We start from the raw sequence: 15,531 nt of genomic DNA, 5'->3' as shown, positions 1-15,531 counted from the left end.
GTCCCGACGTGATGCACAGATCATCCACGTCAAAGGTTGCCAGCAGATCACGGGTTTCCTGATCTTCGACATGCACAATCGGCGCAGCTTCGAGGCTGGATCCGATGACCTTGTCCTGACGCTGAACTTCCAGCGCAGCGGTCACCGCACGGCGGACGCGACGCACTTTGGCTACAGCCTCTTCCAACTCGGCATTACGCCAGTCGGCGGGGGTGTCCGGGAAATCCACCAAATGGACCGAGCTGTCATCGCCCGGGAAGCGTTCCAGCCAGACCTCTTCCATTGTGAACACCAGAACCGGAGCCAGCCATGTGGTCAGTCGGTGGAACAGAATGTCCAGAACGGTGCGCGACGCACGACGGCGCAGGCTGTCGCCATCGCAGTACAGCGCATCTTTGCGAACGTCGAAGTAGAAAGACGACAGATCGACCGTGGCAAACGTAAAGACGGCACTGAACACACCCTGAAAGTCGAAGGACGCGTAGCCCTTGCGCACCTGCTCATCCAGTTCGGCCAGACGGCTGAGCACCCAGCGCTCCAGACGCGGCATATCCTCGGGCGCGACGCGATCCGCTTCGGTGAAGTCAGCCAGCGAGCCCAGCATGAACCGCATGGTATTACGCAGGCGGCGATAGCTGTCGGCGGTGCCTTTCAGGATCTCCGGTCCGATCCGCTGGTCGGCGGTATAGTCGGTTTGAGCCACCCACAGACGCAGGATGTCGGCGCCGTATTGCTTGACGACCTCTTCCGGCACGATGGTGTTGCCCAGCGATTTGGACATCTTGTTGCCCTTGGCATCCAGCGTGAAGCCGTGGGTGACAACATTCCGATAGGGCGCACGGCCCTTGGTGCCGCAAGCCTGCAACATCGACGAATGGAACCAACCACGGTGCTGGTCGGTGCCTTCCATGTAGACGTCGGCGATACCGTCCTCGGTGCCGTCTTCGCGGTCGCGCAGAACAAACGCGTGGGTCGAACCCGAGTCGAACCACACGTCCAGAACGTCAAACACCTGATCGTAGTCGTCAGGGTTGACGATGCCGTCGAGGATCTTTTCTTTGAAGCCATCTGTGTACCAGACGTCTGCACCGTCTTTCTCGAACGCAGCCTTGATGCGCGCGTTGAGGTCCGCGTTGCGCAGCAGGTAATCCGCGTCGGTGGGCAAAGCGCCCTTCTTGGTGAAGCAGGTCAGCGGCACACCCCAGGCGCGCTGACGGGACAGAACCCAGTCCGGGCGCGCTTCGATCATGGAATACAGACGGTTGCGTCCGGTCTGCGGCGTCCATTTGACCAGTTCGTCGATGGATCGCAGGGCCCGTTCGCGGATGGTATCGCCCATCTCGCCCATGCCGTCGTCCAGCTTACGGTCGACGGATGCAAACCACTGCGGCGTGTTGCGGTAGATGATCGGAGCCTTCGAGCGCCACGAATGCGGATAGCTGTGCTTGATCTTTCCACGCGCCAGCAGCCCGCCAACTTCGGCCAGCTTGTCGATGACCGCCTTGTTCGCGTCGCCCTCGCCACCCTTGCGGGACAGGATGTATTTGCCACCAAAGAACGGCAGATCGGCACGGAACGAGCCATCGTCCATCACGTTATAAGTGATGACCTGCTCGAGCATCCCCAGATCGCGATAAAGCTCGAATTCCTCCATACCGTGCGACGGCGCGCAGTGAACGAAGCCTGTGCCCTCGGTATCGGTCACAAACTCAGCCGCACGGAAGTCGCGGATGTCGTCCCATTCGCCATTGCCGCCCTCGGCGCCGGCCAGCGGGTGGCTCAGTTGAACGCCTTCCAACTCATCTGCGGTCACGCCACGAACGCGGGTCCACTGATCATCGTTCAGGCGCGCGCGGCCCAGCACATCAGCGGCCAGATTGTCGGCTAGCAGGAACTTGTCACCAACAGCGGCCCAGCATTCTTCCGGCGCGCCGGTCACTTCGTACAGGCCGTAAGAGATGTCCTTGCCGTAAACGACTGCCTTGTTCGATGGCATGGTCCACGGGGTCGTCGTCCAGATCACGACAAACGCGTCATCCAGATCACCTGCATTCACAACCTTGAATTTCACCCAGATGGTGAAGCTTTCCTTGTCGTGATACTCGACCTCGGCCTCGGCCAGAGCGGTTTTTTCGATGGGCGACCACATCACGGGTTTGGAACCCTGATAAAGCGTGCCGTTCATCAGGAACTTCATGAACTCATCCGCGATCACAGCCTCGGCGTGATAGTCCATGGTGATGTAGGGATCGGGCCAGTTGCCGGTGATGCCCAGGCGCTTGAACTCTTCGCGCTGGATGTCGATCCAGCCCTCGGCGAACTTGCGGCATTCCTGACGGAAGTCGACGATGTTCACCTCGTCCTTGTTCTTGCCCTTCTTGCGGTACTGTTCTTCGATCTTCCATTCGATCGGCAGGCCGTGGCAATCCCAGCCGGGCACGTAACGCGCGTCGAAACCCATCATCTGATGGCTGCGCACGATCATGTCCTTGATGGTCTTGTTCAGCGCGTGGCCGATATGCAGGTGGCCGTTCGCATAAGGGGGGCCATCGTGCAGGGTAAAGGGCGTGCGGCCCTCTTTTTCGCGCAGGCGGTCATAGACGCCGATGGTCTCCCACCGTTCCAGCCATGCGGGTTCGCGCTTGGGCAGGCCAGCGCGCATGGGGAATTCGGTTTTGGGCAGGTTCAGCGTGTCTTTGTAATCAGGTGTCTGGATCGTGTCGGCGCACATTGGGGGCGTCCTTTGGATGATCTGGTCGTACTAGGATCGAAGCGGTCGGTGCGAATTCTCAAACACCTTTGCCCGGCGTCTCAGAGGGTCAGAGCGCCGGGGATATAATTCGAATAATGATGGCCAAACGGTCATGCATGGCGGGCTTATAAGACGCCCGCGCCTAATGGTCCAGAGGTTCTGCCCCATGCGGCGAATGGCGCAGTTTGGCCCAGCGGTTCAGCCATGCCAGACCAGCCAGCGCAAGGCCAAGCGCCAGCAGCGAGAACACCCGGATCAACCCGCCGAGACCCGCAATATCGATCAGAAAGACCTTGGCCACAGCCAGACCGATCACCACAAGCCCCGCCTTCCGCATCAGGTCCGATCCACGGGCCAGAGATTGATAGAACAATGCGGCTCCGATCAGCAGCAGAACCAGCGTATAGGTGTAAAGCTCGGGCTGTGTGACGCCGTTGCCTTCGAACATGCCCGCAGAGCCCTGCCAGACATGGCGGATTGTCAGAGCCAGCCACATGGCCGCAAGCCCCCCTGCCACGACATAGCTTGTCATCGTGATCTGCTTGGGCATGTCTTTGATCCGCCAAGCGGACCCGGCGATGACCAGCGCGGGCAGCAGGTACGCAATTGCAAGCGTGTTGAGAACCGGCAGGCCGAGCACAGGATCGGCGTTTGGATTCAACAACGGGTTTTGCTCGGACACGGCAAGCATCAGATGGAACAGGCCGTGCGCTGCAAAGAACGCGGCCAACACATAACGCGCGTAATTCAGCTTGCCGCCCAGCCCAAATCTTTGAACCTGAGCAAAGGCCAGCAGCAACCAGATGACAGCCAGCAGACCCAGCCCCCAATGGCTGTTGTCGGCACCACCTTCACTAAACCCTTCCAGCCAGCGCAGCAGCAGCAAGGACAGCAGAATGCCGCCCGTCGCCCAGGCTGCACTCTCCAGCAGCAGCGACGCCACGGGGCGCTGCAAGGGGCGTAACATCCACCAGCCGACGAAAAAGCCAATCGTGGCCGAACCGTATACCAATGTCATCTCGGGCACCGGAGCCGTGTTTGCCCAATCCAGCCCCGGATCAAGCACCAGTCTAACGGTGACGGTGAAGACACCGGCCCAGATGAACCAGCTCATCGGGGGCAAAGTGAACCTGCGATCCAGAACCGCCGCCACCACGACACTTGCAACCAGCGCCACCGTCAGTGCCGCCGCGCTGAGGACGATGACGCAGGCAAAGACCAAACAGGACAGCGCAGACAAAGTGGCCAGCGCGGGACGCATCCGATCCTCTCCGTCGACCCGTGCAAAACGCTCCGCAAGAACCACCATCAGGACGGCCAGTGCTACTGCGTGCAAAGCCCATGAGTAGGCCCCGATTACTAAAGCCGGATGCCAGCCGACCTCCAGCCCGATCGCCATTGCCGGGGCAAACAGAGCGGCCCCTCCCGCCCAGATCGCACGAAACTGACTTGCTTGGGCAGACCGCCACGCCATTAGGATCGAAATCACAGCCCCCAACGCGACCAACACCGTGACGACCATTGGATAGTCGGCCTCAACCGTTTCCGCATAGGTGACAGCAAATTCACGAAGAACTACGCCCTGATCAAGCCCATGCGATAAGACATAGAATACAAGCCCAACCGCCGGCAGGACGGTCAAATCCTGAAGCGCAGGCGCATCTTTGGCCCATAGCAGCAGGGTCAGCACAAGTGCAGTCAACAAGGTGACACCCAGCCAGAACTCGGCCGCCGAATCCGCCCAATGCCAGGACAAGATCGCCGAACTGACTGCAATGGCTCCTGCCGCCAGTCTGGTTGGAAAGTCAGGCCAGGGGCGGGACTTTGGATGGCGGATCATTTGAGAGATCATGGGGCCCGCGTGATCCGGCCATATGCGACGCGCGGGAATAGCCATCACCAAAACCGCCAATATCAAAGTGGCAACCAGATAACCCGGTTCCGTGTTTGGCGCGCCTGCCACCAGCAGCAGGTTCGCCGAATAGGCCCCAAACACGGTCAGAACAGACACCCACGCCCAGCGCCGCACCGTGTCGATACCAAGCCCCAAAACGGCAACCAGCAGGAAATAGGCATAAAGCCACGAAGGATCCTCGGACGAGCCACCGACCATGAACGGGGCAGCGAATGCTCCGATCAATCCGACCGCTGCCAACAAGGGGCCGTGAAACCAACCCAGAACAAGACCAATCAAAGCGACGGCAACCATCCCCGCCAGCGCCGCTTCGGCACCAATCAGGTTGTATAATTGGCGCGCGGCCAGAATTGCCCCGAAAAGGGTAACAAGCCCGGCTCCGGAAAAGACGGAGGGCAAATAGGCAGTGGACGCTTCTTCATCATCGCCGAACTTCCGGCGCAGGACTTCGCCCGCAACGATCAGAAGTGACCCGAACCCAAGTGCTGCGAATACGCGGGCTGCCGGAGGCAGCAATCCGTTTTCAACACCATATTGCACAAGGAAAATCCCGGCCAACGCCAGCGACAAGGCTGAGACCACGTAAAACCAGTTTTCGCGCAACCAGGCGCCCAGCGCGGTAAACCGGTCAGAATTGAAAACGACGGCAGGGGAAGGCACCTCCGTCGTTTCAACTGTCATATCGTCTTCCTGCCGTTTCGGCGCGGCCCACGGGGCGGGTCTGCGCGCTTCTTTTGCAACGTCAGGCTTTGGATCAGGCTCCTTTACCTTGTGGTCTTCAAAGTCCGCCCTGTCACCTGTCGAGAGGGTTGAAATCCGCGCCTCCAGCTCTGCCACGCGGCGGCGCAATCGGGTTTGTCCGACCATCAGCACGACCAGCATGACCGGGATGGCCAGAACAATCAGGCCGACAAGAACAAGTAGCGATTCCAAAGCAATCTCCGATCTGCGACTTGCGGCGAGGCTATCTTGGGGCGGTGACCAATAACAGTCAGGAAAGCCGCAAACCGGCCTAAATCACAGAAAAAGCCGGACGCGCGATCATCAACCACAGGATGACCAACACCGCAAGAAAGGCAGGCACGCCGCAGGCGAACCAAAACCGAAACAAACGGTAATAGTCTTGCGGCAAAGGCGACCCCTGCTCTGCCGCGGCTCGGGCGTAATCCCGCATTCGAAGTTGCACCCAAACGACGGGCAACCAGAAAAGACCGGTCAGCACGTAAAGCATCAGCGACAACGCGATCCAACCTTCGCTTAACGACCACCCAATGCGCCAGGCCAGCAGAGTGCCTGTAATGGGTTGCAGGATGACTGCCGTTGTCGTGAACAAAAGGTCGCCCAGCGCGACGATACCCGCCGTGTGCGCGACGATTTTCGGATCATTGCTGCGATGTGCCATGAGCATGAAAAAGGCAATCCCCGCTCCGGTCCCCAGCAGGACACAGGCACCAATGACGTGCAACCAGCGCAGGATCAGATCAGGGTCCGTCATCGGCTTGCCAACATGGGCAACGCGACAAGGGATAAGACCATCGCGGGCAGGATTTTCACCAGTGGGCCCAGCGGGTCGGTCCACAATTCCGGTGAGGTGATGGTGGCGGCAGTCATATAGAACACGGCCACGCCAAACTGAGCCAAACAGGCCCGTGCAGCCCATTTTCGCCACAAGATGGCCAATCCCAACACGATGTCGACCAGAGACCAGAAAACGACAGCAATCATGGCTGCAGGCGCTGACCAACCGGCCACTGTCAGTACGCCCGAGGCTTTTGACAGGCCCGCCAATCCGAACAGACCCGACAGAATCCAGAACAAGCTGAGTGTCGCAACCACCATCGGCATCAATAGCGTCATTCGTGCAGTAAGGCGGTGTTCCCGGGCGCAGGGAAGCGATGCGTAAATCTCGGGCAAAGGTGAAAGCCCGCGCCCCGTGGCAGCCCTGTAAGGCGCGGGATCTCCGATCACGCCGTCCGCCATGACCGTCATCGCCGTGCTACGCAGAGGTGATCGCCAGCCAAACCAGGCCAAACCATCGGCTAACGCCGCAACGGCTTTGGTCATGACCGGCGGCAGATTTACTAATAAACGCGCAGCGGGAAACCCAAGCCATTGCCGGGTGCTGTACACCACGTCAGACAAACTGTGCGGGCTGTCCTCGACAAGATCATACGTGCCTTGCGGCAATTTCCCCGCAATAGCATCGACGACCGTGGCGCAAAGGTCAGGCATCCCCACGCATTGCACGGGCGTGTTGGGATAGGCCAAGGGTTGAACCCAAGGCACAGCGGCCAACATGCGCAGCAGAGCTGTTCCACCATAATCCGTCTGTCCGATGACAAGCCCGGGCTTCAGCACCCAATGCGGAACGCCCGACGCACGCAGAGCCTGATCTCCGGCCGCTTTGGAACGCAGGAAATGCGTGCTTGCCGCAGGTTCCGCACCGATGGCGGAAATCTGGACAACACTGACCTTCAGATCCGCGCAAGCATTGGCCAGGGCTGCGATCGCCGTGTGATGCACGGTTTCCAGATCGTCTTCGGCATTGTCCTGCAAAGCACCGGCGCAATTCACGACGACATCGACGTTTTCCAACAGATCCAGCCAGTCTTGCTTGTAACGAAGATCGCGCATGTCAGCCTGCCTGAGCGGAACACCCGGTAAAATCCGTGCCCCTTGCGCAAGGTCGCGTACCGCGCCTTGAACCGAGGCACCTTCGGCTTGTAACGCACGCGTGACTGCCGCGCCAATGAAGCCGTAAGCGCCTAGAACCAATACATGTTGGTCAGACAATTTGAGACGTGGCATCGGTTTTCGCACCCGTTTTTTGCCACTCTACCCAAGCGCGGAATATTGGCCAGCCGCCACAGCCGCGCTGCGACAATTAAGGATGGAACAGAGACCCGACCAGATACGCGATTAGCGCAGCCAGCCCTCCGATCAACAGCGTCTCTATCCCAGATCGCCACCAGGGGGACAGAGACCAACGACTTTTAAGCGCACCGATCGCAAAAAAGACTCCCATGGTCATCCAGGCCGACATCGCAAATGCGTTCGGAACCGAAGCCAGAAAGGGCAGCAGGGGGATCATCCCGGCCACGAGAAAGGCAAAAAATGTGGCCAGCGCCGCCTTCATCGGGTGCGGATCAACACTGCCCAACCCATATTCGCCTTCGATCATCAGGTTTATCCAGTTTTCATGGCTCGAAGTAATCTCGGCCGTGGCTTCTGTCAAAACGTCGCCCGACAACCCCTTTTGCGCAAGGATCTCGCGCACTTCTTCCCGTTCGCCATCCGGGTAAAGCGCGATGTGGCGTTCCTCGACCGCGCGGATGCGCCGAATGTTGTCCAGTTCGGCCTTGGTGCCCGAGTAATTGCCAGCAGCCATGGAAAACCCATCAGCCAGCACATTTGCCAAACCCAACGCAACGATCACAAACGGCGAAAGCCCTGCCCCCGCGACACCTGCCACGATGGCAAAGGTGGTGACAGACCCATCGATGCCGCCATAGACAACATCGCGCAACACACCACGACCAGGCGGTGCATTGATCCGTTCGGCGATTTCCTGCGGGCTGTGACCGTGATCCGTCATGGCTGGCTCCTCCGACACTCCTAGTGTGACGAAGGGTGGGCTATGACGCTTTGCTTTGGATCAACCCTTGGAAAACAGACCCTGTAAGGCGCGTTTGATGATACCGCGCGTTGACGGCTTGTGCCTTTCCGAGAATGGCAGCGGGCGGCAAACCTCCATCGCGGCTACGCCTACGCGCGCGCTGAGTGCCCCGTTTACCAGCCCCTCTCCGAACCGGCGGGACAGTTTGCTGAGGACGGATCCGCCCAGAACAGGCTCCAACAGATCGTCTCCAACGGCCACCGCGCCTGTGGCCACAAGATGCACAAACACGGCACGGGTCAGGCGCCAACTTCCAAGGGTACCCGCACGTCCTCCGTAGATTTCCGCGACCCGGCGGATCATCCGAAGCGACGCGGCCAATGCTGTCACAACATCTGCCAAAGCCAATGGGACTAAGGCGGTGACAGTGGCAACTTGCCGGGCTGCGGCCTCAACCTCGCGGCTGGCGGCTTCGTCCAGCGGTGCCAAAAGCTCATCTTCGGCAAGGCTCAGTAAAGCCGAGGCATCGAATTGATCACCCATACGCTCTGCCAGTCGGTCGCGGCCCCAGCGAGTTTCTTCCCGGCCTTTGTAGAACGTGATCAGACGGTTGGTAACAGCGCGGGCTTGGGCCAGGTCGGCATCCGCCAAGGCGGTATCCGCCGCGCGGCGCATTCCGTCGACCCGCGACAATCGCCCCAAAGCCGCCAGTTCGCGGATCGCAATAATCAATGCAACCAGCACCAATGCCGCCAGCAAACCAGCTATGGTCCAACCCAGAATTGGTGTCCTTGCCACCAGCGCGGTCGCAAAATCCCAAGCGGCGACGGAAACGGCTGCGCCGACAACGGCCAAGGCCAAACCCCAGAACCAGCGGGCCAGCACCGATGGCTTCCGGGCCGCAAGCCTTGCAGCGCTCTGCATCGCCTGCCCCTGAGGCTGCGCAACGTCTGGCACCGGAGGGGCCTGCGCAACATCAGCAGTAGGCTCATCCGCTTCAAGATCGATTAGAACCGGGCCCTTAGACATGGGTCATACCTTTGCTGTGCCAGACAAATCTAATGTCCGGCAGGTTTTCGTCATTATCCGCGCCATTGCTGCGCGCTGCTTCGGCAAAGCCGTTGCGTTCGTAAAATTTGCAAGCGCCTGTGTTGGCTTGAAACGCATACAAGCTAAGCCGGGTTTGGCGGGATTTCGCGTGATCCAGAAGTTGCTGCCCGATCCCCCGCCTTCGCGCCCGCGCGTCCAGATAAAGCGAGTGGATTTCGGTACCGTTGAGCGCCAGAAAGCCAACCACGCCCACATCACTTTCCGCAACAGTTACCCAATCCTGATCGATCATTTTACCGCAGAAGGCGATGGTTTCAGCGCAACTGTGCAGATTTGGCATCCAGTCGTTTTCCAAGGTGAAACCGTGCAGGATTGTCCCGATTGTACCGGCATCTGTGGTACGTGCAGGGCGTAAGGTAACAGTCACAGCCTGTCTCCGATCAGGAACTGAATTGCGCGGTCCAGACGGATATGCGGCGGCCCGTCGCCGGGTTTCAGGGTCAGATGGGCCGGGGCAAATGCCATGAACCCATAATCTTCATCCAACCAATTGTCCGCGCCGTTTCGCGCCGGACCCAAAAGATGAGCCGGGTCTTCAGGCAACTCGCCGGGATAGAACGCGGCCTGTTTCCCACTGTCCAACAAGGTGCCCCTCACGCATGGCAACTCCACCCCGTTGTGCCGGCGCATTTCTTCGGTCGTAGCACGCAGCGCAGCCAATGACAGAGCTGCCGTTTGCGCCCCTGCGAAATTCGCGCGGTCTCGTGCCTCGCGCGTCAACGCTTCGATGATCGCGGTCAGGCGAGGGTGTTGTGTGTGGTGCAAATGGTCGGCTTTTGTCGCCGCAAACAGGATGCGTTCGACCCGCTTGCCCAACAGCAACTGACTAAGCCACGCATTCCGACCCGGGCGAAAGGCCGACAATATATCGGCCATCGCGCGGCGCATATCCTCAACCGCCTGCGGGCCTTTGTGGATCGCGCCCAGAGCGTCGACCAAAACCACCTGCCGGTCAATGCGCGAAAAGTGGTCGCGAAAGAAGGGTTTCACCACCTGAGACTTGTAAGCCTCAAATCGCCGTTCCATCTCACGCTGAAGAGTTTTCCGGCGTGATGGTCCGGAAACAGCCAAAGGCGCAAAGGTCAGCACCGGTGAGCCCGCCAGATCACCCGGCAACAGGAAACGCCCCGGGGTGCAGTCATAAAAACCGGCGTCACGCGCCTGATTGAGATAAGCCGTGAACGACGCCGCCAGAGCCTGTGCGGTTGGCTCGTCATGCGTACCGGACGGGTCTGTGGCCTTTACCTGCGCCAGATACTCGGCTGCCTCGGCACGGGTCTCGATGCGCGTCAGTGTCTCTTGCGACCAATCTTCGTAAGACTTGTCCAACAGGGCCAGATCCAGCAGCCATTCACCGGGATAGTCCACGATGTCCAGATGCACTGTTCGCGGCCCCTGCAACCCGGCAAGCAAGCCTGCGGGGCGCGCTTTGAACGACAAACGCAGTTCGGACACAGCGCGGGTGCTGTCGGGCCAATGTGGCGTGGGGCCGGTCAGAGCGGACAGGTGGGTTTCATAGTCGAACCTAGGCACCGTATCGTCCGGCTGCGGCTGCAGATAGGCGGCGTTGATCCGCCCTTCTTGCTGCGCGGCCAGCCCGGTCATACGCCCCCGATCCAACAGGTTTGCCACCAGCGAGGTGATGAAAACCGTCTTGCCCGATCGCGCCAACCCGGTGACACCCAGACGGATGACCGGCTCGAAAAATGTCTCGGACACGCTGTCGCCGATGGTTTCGACACCGCGTACAAGACTGTCTGCCAGTGATGAGATGACCAAACTGTCGCCCCGCAATTATCGTTTTACCCAAGATAGGTAGAGGGTGCGGCACATACCAGCGCTTTCGCCCCCTTGCCCGTTCCGGCCTCGCGCGTTACCAGCGGCGCATGCCCAGATATGCGTTAAAAGTCGAATACCAAGGGGAACCGTTTGCCGGATGGCAGCGGCAAAAGGATCAGCCGTCCGTTCAGGGGGCGATTGAAGAGGCCTTGTCCCGCATCCAACCGGGCGCGCATACAATCGCCGCCGCTGGGCGCACCGATGCCGGGGTCCACGCGCTTGGTCAGGTTGCCCATTGCAATATGACCAAGGATTGGGACCCGTTCCGCCTGTCCGAAGCATTGAACTATCACCTCAAACCGCAGCCCGTGGCGATTGTGAAGGCCGCTCGGGTCGATGAGGATTGGCACGCGCGCTTTTCAGCGGTTGAACGGCAATACCTGTTCCGCATCCTGATGCGCCGTGCCCCGGCAACGCATGACCGGGGGCAGGTTTGGCAGATCAACCATAAGTTGGATGTCGATGCGATGCAGGACGGGGCAAACATGCTGCTGGGACGGCATGATTTCACCACGTTCCGGTCGTCGATCTGTCAGGCGGCGAGCCCTGTAAAAACTCTGGATGAGTTGCGGGTCGAGCAGGTTCCGGGCTTTTCCGGCCCCGAGGTCCATTTCCACGTGCGCGCCCGATCTTTCCTGCACAATCAGGTGCGCAGTTTCGTGGGTACTTTGGAACGTGTCGGGGCCGGTGCCTGGACGCCCGAGGATGTGCGCGACGCGTTGAACGCTGCCGACCGCGCAGCGTGCGGACCGGTCTGCCCGCCACAGGGGCTGTATCTGGCGCGCGTTGGCTACCCGGAACCGGTGTTCGACTAAATCGCGCGTAACAACAGACCGCCGGCAATCACTGCTATGACAAGCCCCGCGACCAGTTCGATGGTTGGGGCCAGAACCGAGGCAAAACGTGTGGCCGATGCTGAGGCCAGCAACCCTCCGCGCAGGCCGAATGAGGTCCAGCCGACCAGCGTTGTGACTGTAGCCGTGCCCAGCGCCATAGCAAAAGCCCCGGCGACACCGACCATGGCAATGCCCATCTGCCAGGTCAGGATCAGCACGAACAAAGCACCTGTGCAGGGCCGCGCGGCAATGCCTGCGATCAGGATCAGGGCTTCGCGCAGAGTGCCCACATTTGCGACCTCTTCCGCTGTTGGCCCATGCCGATGACCACAATCCGAGCAGACACCGTCATCATGGTGATGTGCATGGTCGTGATCATGGTGATGGTCGTGGCTATGATGGTGGTCGTGCGCATGGGCATGATCATGCGTCGGTTGGCTTTTTTGACGCCGCGCAAAACTGCGGACGGCGCGGAACACCAACCACAACCCGATCAAAGCTATCGCGCCATAGCTTATGGGGGCCATGACCTGCTCGGTCGCGCCCACAAGGCTTTGGCGGGACATCTGAAACACCAGCACCCCTGCATAGACCAGAACGATGGCCGTCACGGCCTGCCCCAGGCTGGACAGCACACTGATCGCCGAAAGCCGCCAGAATGCTACCCGTCGGCCCAGCCCGTACCCCCCGATCAGAACCTTGCCGTGACCGGGGCCGATGGCATGAAAGAAGCCATAGGCGAAACACACGGTCAGCAAAGTGGCAACGGCCTGGGGCTGTTCGGCGCGCGCAGCGCGCAGCGAGCGGGCGATCTGGTTCTGAAACTCGCGTTGCTCGCCCGCCGCCCAGGCTGCAAGGGAGTCAAACCCGCCACTGCCCCAGAACCAGAGCAGCAGTCCACACGCAAGGGCGACCGGAACAATCAGGTAGCGGGACATGAAATGCGAATCTCGGTTGCAAAGTTTTCGCCGACCAGGGGAATATCATTTTCTTCAAGGTCGTAATCTGCATCCAGCGTCAGCAGAAATGCCTGCATTTGGGCCAACTGCCCGTCAATGTCCGGATCGAAACGTTCCATCTGGCAGGTGACAGGGCCTGTCACAATGACAGGGCGCGTCACTTCGTAAGCTGTGTAATACGTCTCATCAAAGGCTTTTGCCGACAAGGCGCTGGCGGGAACCGAGCCACCTTCGACTTCACGAAGATGCGTCGTGACGATGCGGCCATCTTCGGTTGTGGCATTCGGGGAAAGCGGGCCGGACAAGGTAACCGGAACGCCTCCGGCGGTCACAACCAGATCGCCATTGTATCCTTCGATCCATTGCGCATCGAACCCGGTCAGAACCTTTTCTTCGCCTTCGGTCAACGCCCCGTCGCCGTCCTGATCCAGCCGCATATCTTCCAGTTGAAGAAGGGAAAACAGCTCATCATAGGCCCAGGTCACACGGACATGGGTCAGTTGACCGCTTTCGTCCACGATGAATTCGAGCCCAGTGTCGATAAAGACATGCGGGTGAGCCACGGCCGGGATCGGCAGGCAACAGGTTATGGCGGCAAGCATCCAACGCATGATTGCAAGATAGGTCTGCCGATCTGCGGCGGCAACGGCTTTTACCGTCAGGATGCAAAAACCGGCCGAGAGTCAGCTGGGCGGGAACAAAACCAGTGTCTGCAATGCGGTTCCAACCGGACCTTGCGTATCATAGAGCACTGATTGTGACATCCCGATACCTGAGGACTGCCAATGCGAAACAGAGTCTGAGGCCAACCAATCGGAAACCGGCTCTCGGTGGATGTTCACGGTCAGGTCGGTGTTCATGAAGCCCATTTCCGAGGTTGGCGCGTTCCACGAGATGCCATTGCCGCAATCTGCCAGCGGGCACAGGGCCTGAATGGGCGATTGCAACTCACCCTGCAAAAGCTGAGGTGTCCGCATCCAAACCGTTTTAGGGCCAGCGCCCTGCCTGCCGCCTTTCGGATACCGAATATCGCTGTAATGGGCAAAACCGGGCAGCTCGTGACGAATATCACCAATTGGAAACGGGCCGTCGACGGTATCATCGATCCGGGGGGCGATGCTTTCGACATTTGCAACCGGTCCAAGATCGCGACGCACCAGATGCATGGTCGAGGCCGTGGCACACAGCGTGTCGTTCAGATCGTGAACCGTAACGCGCGTGGTCGCCAGTGTCTTTGTGTGGCGCGTGGTTTCTGCCGCGACCCGCAAACCGGCCAGTGGCAAAGGGCGTAACAGGTCGACAGTCAGACGGGTCAGCATCTTTTCCGAACCAACTTCGGTTTCCGCCGCGCGTACGATCAGACCACTCACAGGCCCTGCATGGCAGTGATCAGCAGACCACGGCCCACGTGCGGGATCGTTGCCGACAAATGCCCCGTCTTCTCGTTGTCTAAAATAGGCTTTGTCGGCGAAATCGAGCGCTGCTGCCATAGGCCCCCTCAGATCTTTTCCTGCGTGTATTTCTTGAGTTCGGCCCGTGCGACCTGACGGCGATGCACCGCATCTGGCCCATCGGCCAATCGCAGGGTCCGCACATGGGTCCAGGCCGTCGCAAGCGGTGTGTCCTGACTGATACCCTGTGCACCGAACATCTGCACTGCTTCGTCAATCACTTTCAGCGCAACTTGTGGTGCAACGACCTTGATCTGGCTGATCCAAGGTGCAGCTGCCCGCGCGTCGCCCTGATCCATGTACCACGCGGCCTTCAGGCACAGCAGCCGGGCCATTTCGATCTCCATCCGGCATTCGGCAATGATGTCGTAATTGGCCCCAAGCTGTGCCAGTTTCTTGCCAAACGCCTCGCGTTGCAGCGATCGTTTGCACATCTGCTCCAGCGCGCTTTCGGCCTGCCCGATGGCGCGCATACAGTGGTGGATGCGGCCAGGCCCAAGGCGACCTTGCGCAATCTCGAACCCGCGCCCTTCGCCCAGCAGGATATTTTCGGCCGGAACGCGTACATTGGTGAACCGGATGTGCATGTGGCCGTGCGGCGCATCATCGTGGCCGTAAACCTGCATGGGTCGCAGAACCTCAATCCCTTCTGCATCCGCAGGCACCACGATCATCGACTGTCGCTTGTGTTTGGGCTGTTCGTCTCCGCCGGTTTTGACCATCACGATATAGACTTTGCATCGCGGATCACCCGCGCCCGAAGACCACCATTTTTCACCATTGAGGACATAGTCATCCCCGTCCCGAACACAGGACATCGACACATTGGTTGCGTCAGACGAGGCCACGTCCGGCTCGGTCATTAGATAAGCGGATCGAATTTCCCCTTCGAGCAAGGGCTTCAACCATTGCTCTTTCATCTTCGCGGACCCGTAGCGTTCGAAAACTTCCATGTTGCCTGTGTCAGGGGCCGAACAGTTGAACACTTCGGCCCCAAGCGGGGTCTTTCCCATTTCTTCGGCGAAATATGCGTATTCCACGGTGGTCAGGCCA

13 protein-coding genes are annotated in these 15,531 nt (G+C 59.7%); 1 reads left to right on the top strand and 12 read right to left on the bottom strand.

Going from position 1 to position 15,531, the window contains the following annotated elements:
• The 8 genes from ileS to AC2FNU_RS19645 all read right to left on the bottom strand — a co-directional run.
• A partial coding sequence (gene ileS, locus AC2FNU_RS19680) for an isoleucine--tRNA ligase (RefSeq protein WP_496791735.1) occupies nt 1-2,731 on the bottom strand: 2,731 nt, incomplete at its 3' end.
• 163 nt (nt 2,732-2,894) lie between these two features.
• Entirely contained in the window at nt 2,895-5,600 is a 2,706-nt protein-coding gene (locus AC2FNU_RS19675; RefSeq protein ID WP_496791734.1) for a DUF2339 domain-containing protein, read from the bottom strand.
• Nucleotides 5,601-5,679: 79 nt separating this feature from the next.
• Nucleotides 5,680-6,162, bottom strand: coding sequence for a DUF2269 family protein (locus tag AC2FNU_RS19670; RefSeq protein WP_496791733.1), 483 nt, complete (start codon nt 6,160-6,162; stop codon nt 5,680-5,682).
• Nucleotides 6,159-7,475, bottom strand: coding sequence for an SDR family oxidoreductase (locus AC2FNU_RS19665; protein WP_496791732.1), 1,317 nt, complete (start codon nt 7,473-7,475; stop codon nt 6,159-6,161). The genes AC2FNU_RS19670 and AC2FNU_RS19665 overlap by 4 nt, the downstream gene beginning before the upstream one ends.
• Before the next feature lie 76 nt (nt 7,476-7,551).
• Complete coding sequence (locus tag AC2FNU_RS19660) at nt 7,552-8,262, bottom strand: VIT1/CCC1 transporter family protein (protein ID WP_480801117.1); 711 nt, start codon at nt 8,260-8,262, stop codon at nt 7,552-7,554.
• A gap of 60 nt (nt 8,263-8,322) precedes the next feature.
• A complete protein-coding gene (locus AC2FNU_RS19655; protein WP_496791731.1) occupies nt 8,323-9,312 on the bottom strand; it encodes a YcjF family protein in 990 nt (329 codons plus the stop codon).
• Entirely contained in the window at nt 9,305-9,760 is a 456-nt protein-coding gene (locus AC2FNU_RS19650; protein WP_496791730.1) for a GNAT family N-acetyltransferase, read from the bottom strand. The genes AC2FNU_RS19655 and AC2FNU_RS19650 overlap by 8 nt, the downstream gene beginning before the upstream one ends.
• On the bottom strand, nt 9,757-11,172 hold the full coding sequence (locus AC2FNU_RS19645) for a YcjX family GTP-binding protein (protein WP_496791729.1): 1,416 nt from the start codon (nt 11,170-11,172) through the stop codon (nt 9,757-9,759). Before AC2FNU_RS19645 ends, AC2FNU_RS19650 begins: the two co-directional genes overlap by 4 nt.
• A 107-nt stretch (nt 11,173-11,279) precedes the next feature.
• Here AC2FNU_RS19645 and truA point away from each other — a divergent pair, with 107 nt between their 5' ends.
• Nucleotides 11,280-12,047, top strand: coding sequence for a tRNA pseudouridine(38-40) synthase TruA (truA, locus tag AC2FNU_RS19640; protein WP_496791728.1), 768 nt, complete (start codon nt 11,280-11,282; stop codon nt 12,045-12,047).
• On the opposite strand, the gene AC2FNU_RS19635 is transcribed toward truA, so the two are convergent.
• From AC2FNU_RS19635 to AC2FNU_RS19620, 4 genes are all read right to left on the bottom strand, one after another.
• Nucleotides 12,044-13,006 carry a nickel/cobalt transporter gene (locus tag AC2FNU_RS19635; protein WP_496791727.1) on the bottom strand — a complete coding sequence of 321 codons (963 nt, stop codon included), beginning with the start codon at nt 13,004-13,006 and terminating at the stop codon, nt 12,044-12,046. The genes truA and AC2FNU_RS19635 overlap by 4 nt on opposite strands.
• Nucleotides 12,991-13,638, bottom strand: coding sequence for a DUF1007 family protein (locus tag AC2FNU_RS19630; protein WP_496791726.1), 648 nt, complete (start codon nt 13,636-13,638; stop codon nt 12,991-12,993). The genes AC2FNU_RS19635 and AC2FNU_RS19630 overlap by 16 nt, the downstream gene beginning before the upstream one ends.
• Before the next feature lie 72 nt (nt 13,639-13,710).
• Nucleotides 13,711-14,517: a thioesterase family protein gene (locus AC2FNU_RS19625; RefSeq protein ID WP_496791725.1), complete on the bottom strand. Its 807-nt coding sequence runs from the start codon at nt 14,515-14,517 to the stop codon at nt 13,711-13,713.
• Nucleotides 14,518-14,525: 8 nt separating this feature from the next.
• The coding region (locus AC2FNU_RS19620; protein WP_496791724.1) for an acyl-CoA dehydrogenase family protein at nt 14,526-15,531 on the bottom strand (1,006 nt) is incomplete at its 5' end.

This window comes from Ruegeria sp. BHSB064, from assembly GCF_059613205.1.
Note: the sequence above shows the minus strand (reverse complement) of the source record. Positions and strands in the feature narration are given on the sequence as shown.

Coding starts and splice junctions, on each gene's coding strand:
- AC2FNU_RS19670 (WP_496791733.1), bottom strand. CDS start 6,162: ATGACGGACCCTGATCTGATCCTGCGCTGGTTGCACGTCATTGGTGCC.
- AC2FNU_RS19655 (WP_496791731.1), bottom strand. CDS start 9,312: ATGTCTAAGGGCCCGGTTCTAATCGATCTTGAAGCGGATGAGCCTACT.
- AC2FNU_RS19630 (WP_496791726.1), bottom strand. CDS start 13,638: ATGCGTTGGATGCTTGCCGCCATAACCTGTTGCCTGCCGATCCCGGCC.
- AC2FNU_RS19635 (WP_496791727.1), bottom strand. CDS start 13,006: ATGTCCCGCTACCTGATTGTTCCGGTCGCCCTTGCGTGTGGACTGCTG.
- AC2FNU_RS19625 (WP_496791725.1), bottom strand. CDS start 14,517: ATGGCAGCAGCGCTCGATTTCGCCGACAAAGCCTATTTTAGACAACGA.
- AC2FNU_RS19665 (WP_496791732.1), bottom strand. CDS start 7,475: ATGCCACGTCTCAAATTGTCTGACCAACATGTATTGGTTCTAGGCGCT.
- truA (WP_496791728.1), top strand. CDS start 11,280: ATGCCCAGATATGCGTTAAAAGTCGAATACCAAGGGGAACCGTTTGCC.
- AC2FNU_RS19660 (WP_480801117.1), bottom strand. CDS start 8,262: ATGACGGATCACGGTCACAGCCCGCAGGAAATCGCCGAACGGATCAAT.